The sequence below is a fragment of the Nocardia miyunensis NBRC 108239 genome (assembly GCF_001613065.1).
GTDB lineage: Bacteria > Actinomycetota > Actinomycetes > Mycobacteriales > Mycobacteriaceae > Nocardia > Nocardia miyunensis.
Genome location: NZ_BDBQ01000002.1, coordinates 91,211 through 110,034 on the forward strand (window position 1 = coordinate 91,211; position 18,824 = coordinate 110,034).

12 protein-coding genes are annotated in these 18,824 nt (G+C 67.1%); 6 read left to right on the plus strand and 6 right to left on the minus strand.

What is annotated here, in order from left to right; translation table 11 throughout:
• Nucleotides 1–70: 70 nt before the first annotated feature.
• Both NM2_RS02860 and NM2_RS02865 read right to left on the minus strand, forming a co-directional pair.
• On the minus strand, nucleotides 71–835 hold the full coding sequence (locus NM2_RS02860) for an oxidoreductase (protein WP_067663545.1): 765 nt from the start codon (nucleotides 833–835) through the stop codon (nucleotides 71–73).
• A 452-nt stretch (nucleotides 836–1,287) separates the two neighbouring features.
• A complete protein-coding gene (locus NM2_RS02865) occupies nucleotides 1,288–3,063 on the minus strand; it encodes a DUF4407 domain-containing protein (protein ID WP_245717808.1) in 1,776 nt (591 codons plus the stop codon).
• A 352-nt stretch (nucleotides 3,064–3,415) separates the two neighbouring features.
• On the opposite strand from NM2_RS02865, the gene aroQ reads away from it, so the two are divergent.
• The 4 genes from aroQ (at nucleotide 3,416) to NM2_RS02885 (ending at nucleotide 12,300) form a co-directional block, all read left to right on the plus strand.
• Entirely contained in the window at nucleotides 3,416–4,027 is a 612-nt protein-coding gene (gene aroQ / locus NM2_RS02870) for a gamma subclass chorismate mutase AroQ (protein ID WP_169816091.1), read from the plus strand.
• Between the two features lie 761 nt (nucleotides 4,028–4,788).
• Nucleotides 4,789–9,471, plus strand: coding sequence for a glutamate synthase large subunit (gltB, locus tag NM2_RS02875; RefSeq protein WP_067663548.1), 4,683 nt, complete (start codon nucleotides 4,789–4,791; stop codon nucleotides 9,469–9,471).
• Between the two features lie 128 nt (nucleotides 9,472–9,599).
• Entirely contained in the window at nucleotides 9,600–11,069 is a 1,470-nt protein-coding gene (locus NM2_RS02880) for a glutamate synthase subunit beta (RefSeq protein ID WP_067663551.1), read from the plus strand.
• Between the two features lie 319 nt (nucleotides 11,070–11,388).
• The gene (locus NM2_RS02885) at nucleotides 11,389–12,300 is read left to right on the plus strand and encodes a cutinase family protein (RefSeq protein ID WP_084530418.1); all 912 of its coding nucleotides are present in this window, start codon (nucleotides 11,389–11,391) and stop codon (nucleotides 12,298–12,300) included.
• 93 nt (nucleotides 12,301–12,393) lie between these two features.
• On the opposite strand, the gene NM2_RS02890 is transcribed toward NM2_RS02885, so the two are convergent.
• Both NM2_RS02890 and NM2_RS02895 read right to left on the minus strand, forming a co-directional pair.
• The gene (locus NM2_RS02890; RefSeq protein WP_245717809.1) at nucleotides 12,394–12,651 is read right to left on the minus strand and encodes a hypothetical protein; all 258 of its coding nucleotides are present in this window, start codon (nucleotides 12,649–12,651) and stop codon (nucleotides 12,394–12,396) included.
• A gap of 308 nt (nucleotides 12,652–12,959) precedes the next feature.
• The gene (locus NM2_RS02895; RefSeq protein WP_157120852.1) at nucleotides 12,960–13,346 is read right to left on the minus strand and encodes a hypothetical protein; all 387 of its coding nucleotides are present in this window, start codon (nucleotides 13,344–13,346) and stop codon (nucleotides 12,960–12,962) included.
• A 361-nt stretch (nucleotides 13,347–13,707) separates the two neighbouring features.
• Here NM2_RS02895 and NM2_RS02900 point away from each other — a divergent pair, with 361 nt between their 5' ends.
• On the plus strand, nucleotides 13,708–14,361 hold the full coding sequence (locus tag NM2_RS02900) for a hypothetical protein (protein ID WP_067663648.1): 654 nt from the start codon (nucleotides 13,708–13,710) through the stop codon (nucleotides 14,359–14,361).
• Nucleotides 14,362–14,370: 9 nt separating this feature from the next.
• Here NM2_RS02900 and NM2_RS02905 read toward each other — a convergent pair whose 3' ends face one another.
• Nucleotides 14,371–15,048 carry a histidine phosphatase family protein gene (locus NM2_RS02905; protein WP_174575591.1) on the minus strand — a complete coding sequence of 226 codons (678 nt, stop codon included), beginning with the start codon at nucleotides 15,046–15,048 and terminating at the stop codon, nucleotides 14,371–14,373.
• A 48-nt stretch (nucleotides 15,049–15,096) separates the two neighbouring features.
• Nucleotides 15,097–18,600 carry a bifunctional lysylphosphatidylglycerol synthetase/lysine--tRNA ligase LysX gene (gene lysX, locus NM2_RS02910; protein ID WP_245717810.1) on the minus strand — a complete coding sequence of 1,168 codons (3,504 nt, stop codon included), beginning with the start codon at nucleotides 18,598–18,600 and terminating at the stop codon, nucleotides 15,097–15,099.
• Here lysX and NM2_RS02915 point away from each other — a divergent pair.
• Nucleotides 18,599–18,823 (plus strand): RNA-binding S4 domain-containing protein, encoded by a 225-nt coding sequence (locus NM2_RS02915; RefSeq protein ID WP_067663560.1) that lies wholly within the window; start codon nucleotides 18,599–18,601, stop codon nucleotides 18,821–18,823. The genes lysX and NM2_RS02915 overlap by 2 nt on opposite strands.
• Nucleotide 18,824: the final 1 nt, after the last annotated feature.

Consider the following 18,824-nt stretch of genomic DNA (forward strand, 5'->3'; position numbering starts at 1 on the left):
GATCACCACGTTCTTATCGCTGTATCTGCCCATGTCGGAATTCCTGCGTTCTTTCTTGTTCGATGACGCGCTATCGGTGGAATTCGCCGCCGTCCACGACGAGACTGCTTCCGGTCAGCCAGCTGGCGCGGTCGGACAGGAGGAACAGCACCGCGTCGGCGATATCGTCGGGGCGGCCGTCGCGGCCCAGCGGCACGCCGGACGTGTCGCTCTGACCGGGGGCGATGCGGGCCCATTGCTCGCGCGTCTGCTCGCCGCCCGGGGTCGCGGTCTTACCGGGGGAGACGGTGTTGACCCGAATTCCGAAGGGCGCCAATTCGGCCGACAGCCCACGGCTGTAATTCTCCAGCGCCGCCTTCGCGGCCGTGTAGTGCAGAAATGGCGCTACCGGCGCGGGCACCACGGCCGAGGATATGTGCACGATCATTCCCGAATGCCGTTCGCGCATCTCCGGTGTGAGAAGCGCGTCCAGACGAACCGCGGCCAGCAGGTTCAGATCCAGCGCATCGCGCCACTCCTCGTCGGGAATGCTCGAACTCCCCGGAAAAGGCCGCGCACCGCCGGCGTTGTGAACCAGAATGTCCACCCCGCCCAGTATTTCCCGCGCGGCTTCGGCGAGTGCCTCGGCCCCGGCCCGGGTCCGCACATCGGCCGCCACGAAACCGGCCCCTTCCGGCACCGAATTCGTCGCTGATCGCGCCGTGGTGAGCACCTCGGCTCCCGCGTTCAGCAATTGCCGCACCACGGCCGCCCCGATCCCACGAGAACCACCCGTCACCAGGGCCCGCTTTCCCGCGAGTTGTTTCGTCCCCGAACCGTTCTCGATTGTGGTCATGCCACGGATCCTCTCGATCGCATAGTCGTCCGTTCGACCGAAAAAGATGAATATGGCCCGTCGCGAATATTCGGATTTTCACGGTGGGTGTCTCGTCGAACCATTTCACGGTAAGTCCGGAAAGGAACCGAAGACAAAGACCAAATTTCAGTAGCGACCATAGGAAATCCCTATGCCGCCCACATCGCGGACCGAGATCGGCTACGCCGGTCCGGCGGTACACGAATTCCAGGGCAAGGAGTGCGCCATGGTGATCAGCGGATTCGGAGCCTCAGGGAATCGCGGAAGTCGGATCGGCTTCGTGGCTGTTCCGGATCCAGGCTCTCGATTGTCGAAGCGCTGTCCGATTATCGTCGCAACGAGCATCGTTGGCGCACACCGTCAGACGGACGGGACGTCGCAGTGCACGGATTGTTGCCCGAGAAGTGTTGTGGCAGTTCAGGTTTACAAGGCTAGCGAGAGCTCGGGGGAAGTTGGCGGGAAGTCCGAGGGTCGAGTTCGGCGGGGGTGACGGCGCCGGTGACAGAGGGTAGGCGGTCGGCTCGAGGAGCTGGGGGCTGGGGGGTGGAATCTACGACGGTGGTGGGGAGTTGGGGGTTGGAGTCCGAGGAGTCGATGGTTACCTTGCGGGTGCGGCGGAGGGTGAAGGTTATTTCTTCGGTTTCCTCGAATACCTGGCGCACTGTGCGCAGGGGGTGGGTGGCGGTGTCGATGGCGTCGGTGACGAAAGAGGGGACCAGGGGGCGGATCCAGCGGGCGGCGGTGTCGGTGAAGGGGACGGTGCCGATGATGGGGAGTTCCAGGCCACCGGATGCGGGGGCGACCGCGTTGTGCGGTAGCGGGGCGGGGAGGTTCGACGGCTGAGACATGGTGTCCCCCTCGGAGTTCGACGTCGGGCTGGCCGGAAGTTCCGCCAGCGCTTCGAATTCGGCGACGGCGCGCTGCTGGGGTGCGGTGACGCCGATTTCCACCGCGCCGATCGAGGCGATGACGCGTCGGCGCTGATTCTCGCGATCGATGACGGTGTCGGCGTGGACGGCCAGGCGCGCACTCGCCAATTCCTGGTCGGCGCGCAGCTTTTCGGATTCGGCGCGGACCTCGGCGCGTTTGACCGCGATAACGGCCTCGGCATCCTGCTCGGCACGATCGGCGGCGGCCCGCGCCGAGACGCGGCGGTCGAAGGAGGTCTCCCCGCGCCACCACCGTGACAGCAGCGGCAGCAGGGCCAGGGCCACGGTGATCACCAGGGCCGCCAGGCGCAGCAGGAAGGCGCCCGCATGTCCGAAGGTGTAGCCGTTCAACGCGATCCAGCGTGCGCCGAGACCGCGATCACCGGTTCGGAAGGCGGCGGTGCGGGCCTGATCCAGGGCCTGCTGCCGCTGAGTGAGGCGATCCTGCGTGGGCCGCACCTGGGACTGCGCGGCGGCGAGACGGGCGCGGGCGTCGTCGAGCATGCTGTTGTCGGTGCGGGTCTCCGGGCCCTGACCGGGCACGCCGGTGATCATGTTCTGCGGGCATTCCGGGGTCGGGTTGTATTCGCAGCGAGCGATGATCAGGGCCTGCTGGATGTCCGACTGCGCGCCGGTGATCGTGCGATTCAGCGCGTCGCGGTCGGATTCGGCCTGGTCCAGAGCATTTCGAGCGGTGATGACAGTGGCCGCGGATTCCGCCTCGCGCCTGGCGTTGTCGTCCAGGCGGTGATCGATCGTGCCGCCGAGCAGGACGGTGCTCGCGAGTTCGGCGACGACCACACCCGCCAGCACGGCGACGGCGACGCGGCCGATCAGCTCACCGCCGAAGCGAATTCGCGAACCGTCGCGGCCGGGCAGCGGCGCGGTCGCCAGGGCCCGCGAGATCGTGCCGATCAGCAGCGCCGCGAGCATCGCGACGATGATCACGACGATCGCGGCCCACTGCGCCGCCGCTGAGGCCAGCGCGACGACCGTGCCCGATATCGCGGCGAACAGCAGCGCCATCGCGCCGGTCACCGCGTATCCGGATCGTTCGTGATCGTCGGCGACTCCCGTCCCCGCGCCGCCGAGCCAGGTCAGCAGGCTGATGGTCCGGTCACGCAGTGCACGGATGCCTACCGCGCCTCGGCTGTTCGTCCCGGTGGACCTGATCGAGGTTGTGCTGTCCTGTCGGTCCGAAGCGGCCGTCCGGGCTTCGACCGTGGCCGAGTCCGTCGGGTCGTGATCGATCGGTTCCGAGATGTGGGGGCTGGTCAAGGGATCTCACATCCTCTGCATCCCAGGCGGTTCGCATTCGGCGAAGTCGTCGGTATTCGTGGTCGCCGCAGGTCGGTGGGGCGAGAAGACGGCCGGGTGAGCGGATCCGGTCGCACGAATCGGCTCCAGCGTGACAGGCCGACGGCGCTCGCGCCGAGTCGCGTCCGCAGGTTGTGGCCATCCTCACAGTGCCGACGCGGCAGACGCGAATCTCGGCCGGGGAAACGAAGATTCGCATCGGAAATCCGATACTCGCTCGTACCGTGGTGATGTGGCGCTCGTCTCCGCGATGGCGAGATGCGGGCGGCACACGTTCGCATTTCCGCACAACAGCCCGTCAGGAGTGTTCCAGGTGCGTACGTCCGTGTTGATGATGGCGGCCGCGATCGGGCTGATGTCGCTCGAGGTGGTACCCATGACGATCGATCCGGCGGTCTCGGCCGCTCGCGCTCAGGCCCCCGCCGATGCCGCCCCGGCGAGCCCCGATCCGCTGATCGATCTGTTGCTCGAGCGTCTGAACACCGCCGACGCCGTGATCGCGGCCAAATGGGTGGGCGCGCGGGGGCAGTATCCGGCGATCGACGATCCGATCCGCGAACAGCAGGTCTACGACTCGATGAGCCGCGCGGGAGCCGCGCTGGGACTGCCGGAGGACTGGGTGCGGCAGGTCTTCGCCGGGCAGATCGAGGCCAACAAGATGGTGCAGCGCGGCCTGCTCGCGCGGTGGCGGCTCGATCCGGGCTCGGCGCCGCGGACCTCGCCGGATCTGGGCGCGGTCCGGCCGATCATCGATCGGGTGAACGCGCAGATCCTGCGGCAGCTCGCGCAGCGGCGGGCGGAATTGCGCGGACCGAACTGTGCCGAACAACTCTCGACAGGAGTGTTCGGGGTATTCGCCGGTGGGCGTTCGGATGCCCTGCATCAGGCGGCGTTGGTACGTGCCGCCGCTTCGGTGTGCGGGTGAGGCATCCGCGGCGAATCCCGCCGTCAAGGCCCATTCCGATGTGGCCGCAGTGTGACATACCCAACACGCGCGGTTTGCTGAGCGTATGCCAAAATGTGAGATTGCGAATCAGACCGTACGGTCTGAACATTGCAATGGCTCGTAGTCTCCGTGTCCGAGACATCTCCGCCGTGTGTCCGGAAAGTTAGCCGCATAACAGTCGGTTTGTCCGGACGCGAGCCTGGGAATTCCTTATCGATGCAGGTTAGAGGGCACCTAGCAGCCTACTTGCGGGCTGCGCGTGCGCGGTCCGGGCGCAACGGGCAACAGTGGCATACACGACTGAGCGATCACCGATCTCTGCTTTACACTGGAGAACGCGTAGTTAGTGGAGGACCAATGGAGAAGCCCAGGTAGACGCTGTTCTTAGTGGAACCTAAGTTGGTTGGGCACGGGTCCTGACTTATCGTTTGCTCTTACGCTGGGCACGAAATGCCCGGTTGAATCGCCCGATTCGGTCACGAACCGATGGTCGTGGAGACCCTCGGTCCGCACAGCCGGACCGGTCGGGCGACCACGGGCGCGGCGAGTGGAACACGGAAGGGCTCCGCAACCGCCGAGCACCCGACTACGGAACCGGAGCGGGTGGACAACTGGAGAGTTGACTGCACGGTACGACCATCAGCGTCGCTGGTCTGACGGACCCCTCCGGGGCGCAGTCTAGACGGAGGCGTTCGACGAAGGCCATATTTCTTCGAAGGCCTGATTTTGAAGGCAGAGGCATGACGCAACTACCTGGCCACAGGTCACCTGGACCCATCGGTCTGTACGACCCGGCGAACGAACACGACGCCTGCGGCGTCGCGTTCGTCGTCGACATGCACGGCCGCCGCAGCCGCGACATCGTCGACAAGGCTATTACGGCGTTGCTGAACCTGGAGCACCGCGGTGCCGCCGGCGCCGAACCCAACAGCGGTGACGGCGCGGGCATCCTGATCCAGCTCCCGGACAAGTTCTTCCGGGCCGTGCTGGCGGAGAACGGCGCATCCTTCGAGCTGCCGCCGGAAGGCTCCTACGCCTCCGGTATCGCCTTCCTCCCGCAGGCCCGCCGCGAGGCCGCCCGCGCCTGCTACGGCGTGGAGCGCATCGTCAAGGAAGAGGGCCTGGCGGTGCTGGGCTGGCGCGAGGTGCCGATCGATGAGACCTCGCTCGGCGCACTGGCCCGCGACGCCATGCCGACGTTCCGGCAGTTGTTCATCGCCTCGCCCAAGGACTCCGCCGAGCAGCTCTCCGGCATGGACCTGGACCGCCGCGCCTACGTCGTGCGCAAGCGGATCGAGCACGAGCTGGGCCAGTCCGGCGCGGGCGAGGGCTCGGTCGGGCGCGAGACCGTCTACTTCCCGAGCCTTTCCGCGCAGACCTTCGTCTACAAGGGCATGTTCACCACCCCGCAGCTGCGGGCGTTCTACCTGGATCTGCAGGACGATCGGGTGGAATCGGCGCTGGGCATCGTGCACTCGCGCTTCTCCACCAACACCTTCCCGTCCTGGCCGCTGGCACACCCGTACCGCCGCGTCGCGCACAACGGTGAGATCAACACCGTCACCGGTAACGAGAACTGGATGCGCGCCCGCGAGTCGCTGATCAAGTCCGAGGTCTTCGGCGTCGACAGCCAGGGCCGCAACCGGCTGGAGAAGATCTTCCCGGTCTGCACGCCGGGCGCATCGGACACCGCGCGCTTCGACGAAGTGCTGGAGCTGCTGCACCTGGGCGGGCGCAGCCTGCCGCACGCCGTGCTGATGATGATTCCCGAGGCGTGGGAACGTCAGGAGGCGATGGATCCGGCGCGTCGCGCGTTCTACCGCTACCACTCCTTCCTGATGGAGGCGTGGGACGGCCCGGCCTCGGTGTGCTTCACCGACGGCACCGTGGTCGGCGCGGTGCTCGACCGCAACGGCCTGCGCCCCTCGCGCATCTGGGTGACCGACGACGGCCTGGTCGTGATGGCCTCCGAGGTCGGCGTGCTCGATATCGAGCCGTCCAAGGTGGTCAAGAAGGCGCGCCTGCAGCCGGGCCGGATGTTCCTGGTGGACACCTCCCAGGGCCGCATCATCGATGACGACGAGGTCAAGACCCAGCTGGCCACCGAACATCCGTATCAGGAATGGCTCGACGGCGACGCGGAGAACGCGGGCCCGATCAAGCTGTCCGATCTGCCCGAGCGCCAGCACGAGCACATGGTGCACGACCGGGTCAAGATCCGGCAGCAGATATTCGGGTACAGCACCGAGGATCTGAACATCCTCATCTCGCCGATGGCCACCACCGGCGGCGAGGCGCTCGGCTCGATGGGCACCGACACCCCGATCGCGGTGCTCTCCGCCCGGCCGAGGCTGCTGTTCGACTACTTCTCGCAGCTGTTCGCGCAGGTCACCAACCCGCCGCTGGACGCGATCCGCGAGGAGGTCGTGACCAGCCTGCGCAGCATGATCGGACCCGAGTCCGATCTGCTGCATCCCGGACCGGAGTCCTGTCGGCAGATCACGCTGCCCCAGCCGATCCTGGACAACGACGAGCTGTCCAAGCTCGTACACATCAACGACGACGGATCGCGGCCCGGGCTGCGGTCGGTGGTCGTGCACGGCCTGTACCCGGTCCGCAAGGGCGGCAAGGGCCTGCGCAAATCGCTGCAGGCGATCAACGAGCAGGTCTCGGCGGCCATCGCGGGCGGCGCGCGGATCATCGTGCTGTCCGATCGCGAGTCCAACGAGAAGCTCGCGCCGATCCCGTCGCTGCTGCTCACCGCGTCGGTGCATCACCATCTGGTGCGCGAGCGCACCCGCACCAAGGTCGGGCTGGTCGTGGAGGCCGGTGACGCGCGCGAGGTGCACCACATGGCTCTGCTGGTCGGCTTCGGCGCGGCCGCGATCAACCCGTACATGGTGTTCGAGTCGATCGAGGACATGATCGAGCGCGGCGCGCTGAACATGCCCGGCAGCGCCGGTGTGGTCTGCGACGACTACGACGCGGCGGTGCGGAACTACAACAAGGCGGCCGGTAAGGGCGTGCTGAAGGTGATGTCCAAGATGGGCATCTCCACCATCGCCTCCTACCGCGGCGCGCAGCTGTTCCAGGTCGTCGGCCTGTCGCAGGAGCTGTGCGACCGGTACTTCACCGGACTGAAGTCCCCGCTGGACGGTATCGGCCTGGACGAGATCGCCGGTGAGGTCGCCGAGCGGCACCGGATCGCCTTCCTGGAGAACCACAACGAGCGCGCGCATCGCGAACTCGAGATCAGCGGCGAGTACCAGTGGCGGCGTGAGGGCGAGTACCACCTGTTCAACCCGGACACGGTGTTCAAGCTGCAGCACGCGACCCGGAGCGGTCAGTACAAGGTCTTCAAGGAATACACCAAGCTGGTCGACGATCAGTCCGAGCGGCTGGCCTCGCTGCGCGGTCTGTTCAAATTCCGTGGCGACGAGCGCAATCCGATTCCGATCGATCTGGTCGAACCGGCCACCGAGATCGTCAAGCGGTTCTCCACCGGCGCGATGAGCTACGGCTCGATCTCCGCCGAGGCGCACGAGACGCTCGCGATCGCGATGAACCGCCTGGGCGGACGCTCCAACTCGGGTGAGGGCGGCGAGTCGCCGGCCCGCTTCGAGCCGGAGGAGAGCGGTGACTGGCGGCGCAGTGCGATCAAGCAGGTGGCCTCGGGACGTTTCGGCGTCACCGCGCACTACCTGAGCAACTGCACCGACATCCAGATCAAGATGGCCCAGGGCGCCAAGCCCGGCGAGGGCGGTCAGTTGCCCGCGCACAAGGTGTACCCGTGGGTCGCCGAGGTGCGGCATTCGACGCCGGGCGTCGGGCTGATCTCGCCGCCGCCGCATCACGACATCTACTCGATCGAGGATCTGGCACAGCTGATCCACGATCTGAAGAACGCGAATCCGCAGGCTCGGATTCACGTGAAACTTGTCGCCGAGCCGGGTGTCGGCACGGTGGCCGCGGGTGTGTCCAAGGCGCATGCCGATGTCGTGCTGATCTCCGGCCACGACGGCGGTACCGGCGCCTCGCCGCTGACCTCGCTCAAGCACGCGGGCGGCCCCTGGGAGCTCGGCTTGGCCGAGACCCAGCAGACGCTGCTGCTCAACGGCCTGCGCGACCGCATCGTGGTGCAGGTGGACGGTCAGATGAAGACCGGCCGCGACGTCATGATCGCCGCGCTGCTCGGCGCCGAGGAGTTCGGTTTCGCCACCGCGCCGCTGGTGGTCTCGGGCTGCATCATGATGCGCGTGTGCCATCTGGACACCTGCCCGGTCGGTGTCGCGACGCAGAATCCGGTGCTGCGCGAAAGGTTCACGGGCAAGCCGGAATTCGTCGAGAACTTCATGCTGTACATCGCCGAGGAGGTGCGCGAATACCTGGCCTCGCTGGGCTTCCGCACCCTCGACGAGGCCATCGGCCGGGTCGACCTGCTCGACACCACGAGGGCCAAGGAGCACTGGAAGGCCGCCAAGCTCGACCTGTCGCCGATCCTCGACGACGTCGAGACCGCGTTCATGTACCAGGACCGGCGCAACACCAAGGGCCAGGACCACGGTCTGGACCGGGCGCTGGACAACCAGCTCATCGCCGAGTCGGCCGATGCGCTCGAGCGCGGCAAGCCGGTCAAGTTCGAGACCCGGATCACGAACGTCAACCGGACCGTCGGCACCATGCTCGGCCACGAGGTGACCAAGCTGTACGGCGGCGCGGGCCTGCCCGACGACACCATCGACATCACGTTCACCGGTTCGGCGGGCAACAGCTTCGGCGCGTTCGTCCCGGCGGGTATCACCCTGAGGGTGTTCGGCGACGCGAACGACTATGTGGGCAAGGGGCTTTCGGGCGGTCACCTGATCGTGCGGCCGCCGCTGAACGCACCGGGCGAGTTCGTCGCCGAGGACAACATCATCGCCGGCAACGTGATCCTGTTCGGCGCGACCAGTGGTGAGGCGTTCATCCGCGGTGTCGTTGGCGAGCGGTTCGCGGTGCGCAACTCCGGTGCGACCGCGGTCGTGGAGGGCGTCGGCGATCACGGTTGTGAGTACATGACCGGCGGCCGGGTCGTCATCCTCGGTGAGACCGGGCGCAACTTCGGCGCGGGTATGTCCGGCGGCGTCGCCTACCTGTACAACCCGCACGGGACCTTCGAGAAGAACGTCTCGCCCGAGCAGGCCGACGAGATCGAGCCGCTGTCCGGTGACGATTTCACCTGGCTGCACGATGTCGTCGCCCGGCACCGCGAGCAGACCGGTTCGGCCGTGGCCGACGCCATCCTGAGCGACTGGTCGCAGCAGGTGACGCATTTCGTGAAGGTCATGCCGCGGGACTACAAGAAGGTCCTGCTGGCCATCTCCGAGGCCGAGAAGGCCGGCCGCGACGTGGACACCGCCATTATGGAGGCCGCGCGTGGCTAGGACGGCTGGGCCCGAAATGACGTGGACGCCGCGCTGTGACTACTCGAGGCCGCGCGTGGATAGAACTTTGGTGCGACGCACCGGAATTGACAGGTGCGCCGAGGCGGCGCTGACGTGTGGAGTCGAGAATGGGTGACGCACAGGGCTTCTTGAAGCACACCAAACGTGAGCTTCCGACGCGGCGGCCGGTGCCGCTGCGGCTGATGGACTGGAAAGAGGTCTACGAGGAGGGTTTCTCGCACGAAACCCTGCAGACCCAGGCCAGCCGCTGCATGGACTGCGGAATTCCGTTCTGCCACAACGGATGTCCACTCGGGAACCTGATTCCCGAGTGGAACGACCTGGTCTACAAGGGCCAGTGGCGCGACGGTATCGACCGCCTGCACGCGACCAACAACTTCCCGGAGTTCACCGGGCGGCTGTGCCCCGCGCCGTGCGAGGCGTCCTGCGTGCTGGGCATCAACCAGGACGCGGTGACGATCAAGCAGGTCGAGGTCGAGCTCATCGAGAACGCCTTCGACGAGGGCTGGGTGACTCCGGTCTACCCGACCCGGCTGACCGGTAAGAAGGTCGCCGTCGTGGGTTCGGGCCCGGCCGGACTGGCCGCGGCCCAGCAGCTCACCCGCGCCGGTCATACCGTGACGGTGTTCGAGCGCGACGACCGCATCGGCGGTCTGCTGCGCTACGGCATTCCGGAATTCAAGATGGAGAAGCGCTTCATCGACCGTCGTCTGGCGCAGATGGAGGCCGAGGGCACCATCTTCCGGACCGGCGTGAACGTGGGCGTGGACATCACCGCCGAGCAGCTGCGCGAGCAGTTCCACGCGGTGGTGCTGGCGGGCGGTTCGACCATCGCGCGTGACCTGCCGGTGCCCGGCCGCGACCTGGACGGCATTCATCAGGCGATGGAATTCCTGCCGCTGTCCAACCGGGTGCAGCTCGGCGACCCGATCACCGACGAGAACGGTCTGCCGCCGATCCACGCCAAGGACAAGAAGGTCGTCATCATCGGCGGCGGCGACACCGGCGCGGACTGCCTGGGTACCTCGCACCGCCAGGGCGCGGCGAGTGTGCACCAGTTCGAGATCATGCCGCGTCCGCCGGAGGAGCGCGCGAGTTCGACCCCGTGGCCGACCTATCCGCTGATGTACCGGGTGTCCTCGGCGCACGAGGAGGGTGGCGAGCGGGTCTACTCGGTCAACACCGAGCGGTTCGTGGGTGAGGACGGCAAGGTCACCGGTCTGCAGGCGCACGAGGTGCAGATGGTGAACGGGCGTTTCGAGAAGATCGAGGGCACCGATTTCACGCTCGAGGCCGATCTGGTGCTGCTGGCCATGGGCTTCACCGGCCCGCAGAAGCCGGGTCTGCTCGAGGATCTGGGCGTGGGCTATGACCAGCGCGGTAACGTCAAGCGGGACAAGGGTTTCCAGACCACGGTCCCCGGCGTGTTCGTCGCGGGCGATATGGGCCGCGGCCAGTCGCTGATCGTGTGGGCCATCGCCGAGGGCCGTTCCGCCGCGGCTTCGGTGGACAGCTTCCTCGAGGGCGAGTCGGCGCTGCCCACGCCGATCGAGCCGACGGCCGTTCCGCAGCGCTGATCAGGCCGGACGGGTAGCTCGTACCCGAGGAGCGCCCGCGAACCCTGTTGTTCGCGGGCGCTTTTCGCCCTTTCGCCCCGATCTCCGGCCGCTCCGGAACGGAAATCAGACGTCTTCGTGACGTCGAATGGCAATGCCGAGCCCGCCCATCTATTCTTGATCACGGTGCGGTGTCGACGGGCAAACGGTCTGATTCCGGTCTCGCAAGAGTTCGGTAGTTTGTTCGCCCACGGTTAACCAAACTGCAATCCGGCTACCACACCATTGTCTGGAAGAAACTCGGGATGCCCGTGGCTGGGCAGGCTGGAACTGGAGCGGTATGCGGTTGAAAAGGGTTGCTGCGGCTGCGGCTGCCGTTGCGCTGTCGGGGTTGTCGGGTGTGGTCTTCGGAAGTGGTTCCGCGGCAGCGGCTCCCGCTTGCCCGAATCTGTATGTCGTTGCGATTCCCGGTACCTGGGAAACCGGCCCGGACAAGGCCGAGCACATGCACGGTCCCGGCATGCTCGCGGGCGTTACCCGAAATATGCCCAGCGGCACTCGGGTCGACTACGTCGACTACGCCGCGACCGCCTTCCCGTGGGAGGGCGATATCTACGGCAAATCGAAGGCGCAGGCGGTCAACAAGGCCAACGGCATGATCAAGGCTGTGGCCGCCCGGTGCGCGGCGGCCAAGATCGCGATCGTCGGTTACAGCCAGGGTGCGGACGCGGCCGGTGACGTGGCCGCCGAGATCGGCACCGGCCTCGGCGTGGTGTCCCCGATCCGCATCGCGGGCGTCGGCCTGATCTCCGATCCTCGTCGTTCGCCCACCGACATCCAGGTCGGTCCGCATGCGGGCGGCGCGGGTGCGAGCGGTCCCCGCCCGGGTGGTTTCGGTTTCGTCAGCGACCGGGTGCGTACCATCTGCGATCCGCAGGATCTGTACTGCTCCACCAAGTCCGACGATTTCGTCACCCGTTTCGCGGGCTTCCTGGCGGAGACCTCGGATCCGAACCCGGCGAGCATCTGGCGCTACCAGCTCGAGGCCGGTTCCATCGTGGGCGATCTGATGTCCAGCGGCGGTATCGGGACGCTGGGAACCCAGTTGAGCGAGGGCGCGAACAAGAAGCGTGTGCAGCAGCTGGAGAAGTTCTACGGGTCCGGCGCGCACACCTCCTATGGCAGCTACCACGTCGGCGGCGGTCAGACCGCGCTGTCCTGGATGCACAGCTGGATCGCCGGAATGGCCTAGCGCCAACGTGATCCGGGCGGATTGATCCGTTTCAATCGGCGAGGGCCACATTCCCGTACCGGGGATGTGGCCCTCGCCGCGTTCGGGATGCGATCAGCCCGCGGAACCGGTCGGCGGACGCAGCGGTCCCGGTCCACCCGGCTGCCCGCCGCCGTGTCCACCCGGGCCACCCTGGTGTCCACCCGGGCCGCCGGGGCCGCCCTGGTTGTGCCAGTCGATGACGCTGGCGCTCGGGGCGGAGGCGAAAGCGGTCCCGGCGACAGCGGCGACGGGCAGCACGGCCAATGCCCCGGCAACGGCCACCCGGGTGACGATGCGGCGGGTGCGATGTGTCTTCACAGTGGCAGACAACGACTTACCTTTCCGTAGTTCCCGGCCACCTCTTCGGTGGCCATGGACTCCATCAAAACGTGTCGGACTAGGTCCGCCATAAGTCTCAGCTGGCAATTCCCTGGGACCGTGCTCTCGGCCGTCGTGAACAGGGTGGGCATCGCTCGAATTGTCCTACGGCCGTGGTGAATTCGCGTCCGGCGGCGATGTCGAAGCGCGATCCGATCGGCCCGGTGCACCCGCGCACGGAAACGACGAGGGCCACTCCCGGTGCGGGAGTGGCCCTCGTTCACTCGGTGGCCGTGTCGTCGGCGGTCACCGAAGGATTATCAGCCGGCGGAACCGGTGGGCGGGGCCCACGGACCCGGGTTCCAGCCCGGACCACCGTGGTTCCAGCCGTGATCCCAACCGTGCGGGAAGCCGGGGCCCGGAAGGCCGCCGGGGAACCCACCGGGGCCGCCGGGGAACCTACCCGGGCCAGGGAGGCCGGGGCGATCCCAGTCGGGGCCGCCGTGCCAGTCGACCGCGGTGGCCGAGGGCACCGAGGTGGTGGTGCTGGCCAGCGCCGGGCCGGCGACTGCCGCGAGCGGAACCACGACGAGGGCGCCGGCGACGGCGACACGGGCCGCCATCCGCCGGGATTTGGTCGGTTTTCTCGTAGAGAGCAACGAACTGCCTTTCTCTTGGAACATGAACCACGCATCGCGGCGGCTCACGGTGTTCCATCGAACGGCCGTGCTCTGAGACGACCATCCGATAAACCTCACAGTCGGCTGTGAATTTCGCGCCGACTGTTTCGCCGCAATCGTACGAGGGTAAATCCGGGAACCGACCGCTCGGGCCGTTCTGGCGCAAATGTGACGGCCGCTGCGCGCGTGGAGAATTCGCGTGATCGAATATTAGCCGACGGTGCTTCCGGTCGCACATCGGTAATCGATCATCTTCCGCGCGCGGAACGCATCGGGCCCAGATTACCTGCCGTGATCCGAATTCGACGCCAGCTGGATTGTGCGGCAATGGATTTCGTCCACTATGCTCGCCATCGAACTATTCGCCGTCAGGGGGGATCCCCGGTTCATGACCGATTCCGCGCCACCGTCCGAGTCGCCATGGGTTGTCCAATCCGTGCCGCCCGAGTGGCAGCCGCCACAGGACCTGGTCGCCGCCGCGGCGGCGAATGCCGGTGGATCGGTGGTCGACATCGATCCGGCCTGGGTCGACGATCCCACCGGATACGTACCGCCCGGCGCGGTTCGCGGGTTGTTCCCGGTGGACGAGCAGGGGCAGCTGGTCCGCGAATATCACAGCAACCCCACGCACACACCGCCGCGGGACGACTTCCGGAATCTGTATGTGGACAACGAGATGCCGTTGCTGGTGCTCGGCGACGATCCCGAGGGCACGATCCGCGCATACCTGCTGAACACGCTGACCTCACAGGTCGAGGGGGCCGAGGCGGACTGGATCTGGGTCTCGGACGCACCGGCCCATCAGGTCGCCGGGAAGCCCGTCGAGAACGACCGCGTCGTCGTCAGCCGGGTCGCCCTGGGCATTCCCTTCGCTAGTTCGGTAAGGGCTCCCGGACGTGACCGTGCGGTGATAGCGGGGACGTTCACCATCGTCTGGGGCGGCCTGGACGAATCCGAGCGCCGCGTGCGGCTGTGGCTGGATCTTGGGGAGTCCCTGGAATGGGCGGTGGAACAGTTCCCGACCCGCATGCACGAGGTGTAGCGGGCGAATTCAGCGACCGGGCAGATTGCGGGGCAGCAGATCCCAGACGTGGCCGTTCTCGTTGATCGTGGCCACCGTGCGATTGCCGGTGCGCGAGTAGAGGATTCGCGTGATCGAGCAATAATCGATCGGAAAGGTCAACGGACGCTCCAGGTTCAGGATCTGCTGCGCCAGCATATTGATCACTCCGCCGTGCGCGAACGCCACCACGGTTTCGGAATGATCGGCCGCCGCGACGATCTCCTCGATCGCCCCGGAAACCCGCGCGAAGAATGCCGCGCCATCGATCTGCTCGGGCAGATATCCCGCCTTGATCCGCCGATAGACCGCGGCGAATTCCGCCTGCGCGGAATCGGATCCCTCCGCGGCCCGGCGGGCGTCCTCGATCGGCAGGTAAACCGGTAGCTCCCGGTCGTATTCGGCGAGCCCGTCGAAAATATCCACCGGCAGACCGAATTTCGCGGCGCTCGGCGCGGCGGTCGAGCGGGCCCGGCGCTGCGGACTCGACACGATGCGGGCGATGCGGTGACCACCGGCCTCGAGCCGGGCCAGCGCGTCCGGGACGCGCGCGGCCTGTGCGCCGCCGATCTCGGTCAGATCCGGGTCGGCGGGACCGTCGGCGGTGACCAGACGCTCGGGTTGGGCGTGACGTACGAGTACCAGCTGCACGTCATCACTGTGCCGCATGCTCGATCACCGCCGCCATCCCGGCGGGGCCGGCGGCGGTGACCGTGCTCAGGTACGCGGTTTGACCAGCGGGAACGGCAACGTCTCGCGGATACTGCGCCCGGTGATCAACATGACCACCCGGTCCACGCCGACGCCCAGGCCACCGGTCGGGGGCATGGCGTGCTCGAGGGACTGCAGGAAGTCCTCGTCCAGTTCCATCGCCTCCGGATCGCCGCCCGCGGCCAGCAGGGATTGTTCGGTGAGCCGCTTGCGCTGTTCGATCGGATTGGTCAGCTCGCTGTAGGCGGTGCCCAGTTCGACGCCCCACGCCACCAGATCCCAGCGTTCGGCCACGCCCTCGATGCTGCGGTGGGCGCGGGTCAGCGGGGAGACCGAGGTGGGGAAGTCGATGTAGAAGGTCGGCTCCTCGGTGCGGTCCTCGACCAGATGTTCGTACATCTCCAGCACGATCTGGCCCGCGTCCCAGCCGAACTGATAGGGCACCCCGGCTTTTTCGCACAGCGAGCGCAGCCGCTCGACGTCGGTTTCGGCGCTGATCGTCTCGCCCAGGGCCTGGGAGATCGCATCGTGCACCGTCTTGACCGGCCAGTCCCCGGAGATGTCGACCTCGGCCAGCGAACCATCCGGCTGCGGCCGCATCGCGACCATCTTGCCGTTCGCGGCGAGGGCGGCGTCCTGGATGAGCTGACGGCAGGCGTGCATCATCCGCATGTAATCGCTGTGCGCCTCATAGGCTTCCAGGATCGTGAACTCGGGATTGTGGCTGTAGTCCACACCCTCGTTGCGGAACACCCGGCCCAGTTCGAACACCTTCTCCATACCGCCGACGCACAGCCGCTTGAGATACAGCTCGGGTGCGATGCGCAGATACAGGTCCAGGTCGTAGGCGTTGATGTGGGTCTGGAACGGGGTGGCGTTCGCGCCGCCGTGCACCTGCTGCAACACCGGGGTCTCCACCTCGAGGAAACCCCAGCCGTTGAGCGTGTCCCGCAGCGAGCGCACCACCGCGCTGCGCTTGGCCAGCACCTCGCGGGTGTCGACGTTGATCGCCATGTCGACGTAGCGCTGCCGCACCCGGGCCTCGGGATCGGACAGGCCGCGCCACTTGTCCGGCAGCGGATGCAGGCATTTGCCGATCATCCGCCAGTCCTGCGCCAGCAGGGACAACTCGCCGCGGCGGCTGTGGCCGATCTGGCCGCTGACCTCGATCAGATCGCCCAGATCGAAGAATTCGTCGAATTCGTGCGCCCGGTCCGCGCCCACCCGGCCGCGGTCGATGACCAGCTGGATATCGCCGGACCAGTCCCGCAGCACCGCGAAGATCACCCCGCCGTAGTCGCGGATCCGCAGCAGCCGACCGCATACGCGCACGGTCGTGCCCTTGGGCGAGCGTCGCGCGTCCTTCACCGAATGGGTGGGCGGATAGGCGACCGGATACGAGTCGATCCCCGCAGCCTCGAGCCGGGCCACCTTGTCCATCCGCACCCGGACCTGTTCCGGACGTCGCGGACCGTTCTGCTCGAGTTCGTCCGGGGGCGGCTCCGGCGGGCTGCCGTCGGCGTGCAGACCGGTCATGGTAGACGGGACGGCCGAGCGAATTCCGGTGTGCTGCATGGGATCCGGCTGTTTGCCGAAGCGCGGCAGGAAGCCCTCGGCCAGGGCGCTGGCCAGGGCGACCCGGACCAGCTGGCGACGTTCCTCGAACAGCGAGAACCGTGGCACCCACTGCGGCTGATACTTCACGTTGGACCGGTACAGCGCCTCGAGCTGCCACCAGCGCGAGAAGAACATCAGCACGCCGCGCCACAGTCGCAGCACCGGACCGGCGCCGATCCGGCCGCCCTCCTCGAAGACCGCGCGGAACACCGCGAAGTTCAGCGAGACCCGGGTGATGCCGTACTGCTCCGAACTCAGCGCCAGCTGGGAGATCATCAGCTCCATGACGCCGTTGGGGCCCTTGGGATCTCGCCGCATCAGCTCCAGCGAGACACCGGTGCGGCCCCACGGGACCAGCGAGAGCATGCCCAGGACGCGTTCGTCGGATTCGGACACGCCGGGGGAGACGGCCTCCACCAGCAGGCATTCGCCGTCCAGCGGATCGCCCAGACGGCCCAGCGCCATCGAGAATCCGCGTTCGGTCTCGGTGTCGCGCCAGGCGTCGGCGTTCGCGATGACCCGGGCGAATTCCTCGGTGGTGAGTTCGTTGTGCCGCCGGATGCGCACGGTGATGCCCTGTTTGCGCAGCCGGTTGGCGGCCTGACGCACCTGTTTCATCTCCGGGCCCGCCAGGGAGAACGTGCGAGTCTCCAGGATCGCCTCGTCACCCAGCCGCAATGCCGACAGCCCGGCCCGGCGGTACGCGGTCGCGCCCAGTTCGCTCGCACCCATCACCGCCGGAGCCCAGCCGTACTGATCGGCCAGGTGCAACCAGGCGTCGATGGCCTGCGACCAGGACTCCTTCGGTCCGATCGGATCGCCCGAGGCCAGACAGACGCCCAGTTCCACGCGATAGGTGACCGCGGCCTTGCCGTTGGGCGCGAACACGACCGCCTTGTCGCGCCGGGTGGCGAAATAACCCAGCGAATCCTCGACATCCGAACGTTCGAGCAGCCCGCGCAACGCCGATTCGTCCAGGCCGGTCAGCGCATTGGACGCGCGCTGGGAGCTGAACAGCACCATCGCGGCCGCCATCACCGCGAGGAAGCCGAAGAAGCCCAGCAGCAGATCCACGATGTGTCTCGGGTGACCGTCGAAATTGTCGGTGCTGACCAGGATCGCCGCGGTCACCTTGGACACCGCCCAGGCCGGGCGTTCCACGCCGCGCGGCAACGTCCCCGGCAGCAGCTCGACCAGTCCCCATCCGAGCAGGAAACCGGTGGTCAGGCCACCGGCCAGCACGCCGAGCGCCTTCCACACCGCCGCCCGGCGGACCTGGGTGTAGAACTCCGGCCAGGCCGCGATCAGCAGGCCGATCACCAGGACGTGGACGATCAGCGCGATCAGCGAGCTGATATCGCGTTCATCGCCGAATTCGACGGCGTTGGCCGCCGCGAACGACGCCATATAGGCCACCAGCAGCCACCACGCGATGCGTTTTCGGCTGGCGGTCGCGCCCGCGAGCAGGCCGATGATCAACGCCCACACCAGTGAGGTCTCGGGGGCGTCGAAGTAGTAGTCATCGATGTAGTGCCGCGGCACCTGCGTGATGAATCGCACGCCGGGAGAGATGCTCCACAGCATGCACAGCACCGCGAAGGTGCCCAGGACCAGCCCGGCCAGGTGTGGAACCTCGCTGAGGCGTCCGTGCGCGCGGTGCGGGACCTCCGGAGATCGCCCAGCGCGCTCGGCCCGGTGCTGTCGGTCGGATTTGGTGCGCCGGCGCTCGGAGGGCGCTACGCCGGATGTCGATGTCACCGAACCAGTGTGAATGTTGACCTCGCTCGAATGCGGAACGTCGGCGTGCATGTCCGTGCCGCGCGCGGGCGCGCCGAGGTCGCCGCGGGGGGTGGATGCGCCGCCGCGGGCGCGAAAGGTGAAGATGTTACCCATGTCGGATCCAGTCGATGTGCCGATCGATGACGAGGTCATTCGACTCGGACAATTCTTGAAGCTGGCCAACCTGATCGATAGCGGCTCGGAAGCCAAGACCGTTATCGCCGCCGGTTTGGTGCGCGTTAACGACGAGGTCGAACTGCGGCGGGGCCGTCAACTGCAGGCAGGTGACGTGGTCACCATCGCCGGACACCGAGCCCGGGTCGGCAAGGGGGCCTGAC

Bases quoted from the DNA above. Each gene is read 5' to 3' on its own strand.
- NM2_RS02860 (WP_067663545.1), bottom strand. From the start codon at position 835: ATGACCACAATCGAGAACGGTTCGGGGACGAAACAACTCGCGGGAAAG.
- gltB (WP_067663548.1), top strand. From the start codon at position 4,789: ATGACGCAACTACCTGGCCACAGGTCACCTGGACCCATCGGTCTGTAC.
- NM2_RS02880 (WP_067663551.1), top strand. From the start codon at position 9,600: ATGGGTGACGCACAGGGCTTCTTGAAGCACACCAAACGTGAGCTTCCG.
- NM2_RS02885 (WP_084530418.1), top strand. From the start codon at position 11,389: ATGCGGTTGAAAAGGGTTGCTGCGGCTGCGGCTGCCGTTGCGCTGTCG.
- NM2_RS02900 (WP_067663648.1), top strand. From the start codon at position 13,708: ATGACCGATTCCGCGCCACCGTCCGAGTCGCCATGGGTTGTCCAATCC.
- NM2_RS02905 (WP_174575591.1), bottom strand. From the start codon at position 15,048: ATGCGGCACAGTGATGACGTGCAGCTGGTACTCGTACGTCACGCCCAA.
- NM2_RS02915 (WP_067663560.1), top strand. From the start codon at position 18,599: ATGTCGGATCCAGTCGATGTGCCGATCGATGACGAGGTCATTCGACTC.
- lysX (WP_245717810.1), bottom strand. From the start codon at position 18,600: ATGGGTAACATCTTCACCTTTCGCGCCCGCGGCGGCGCATCCACCCCC.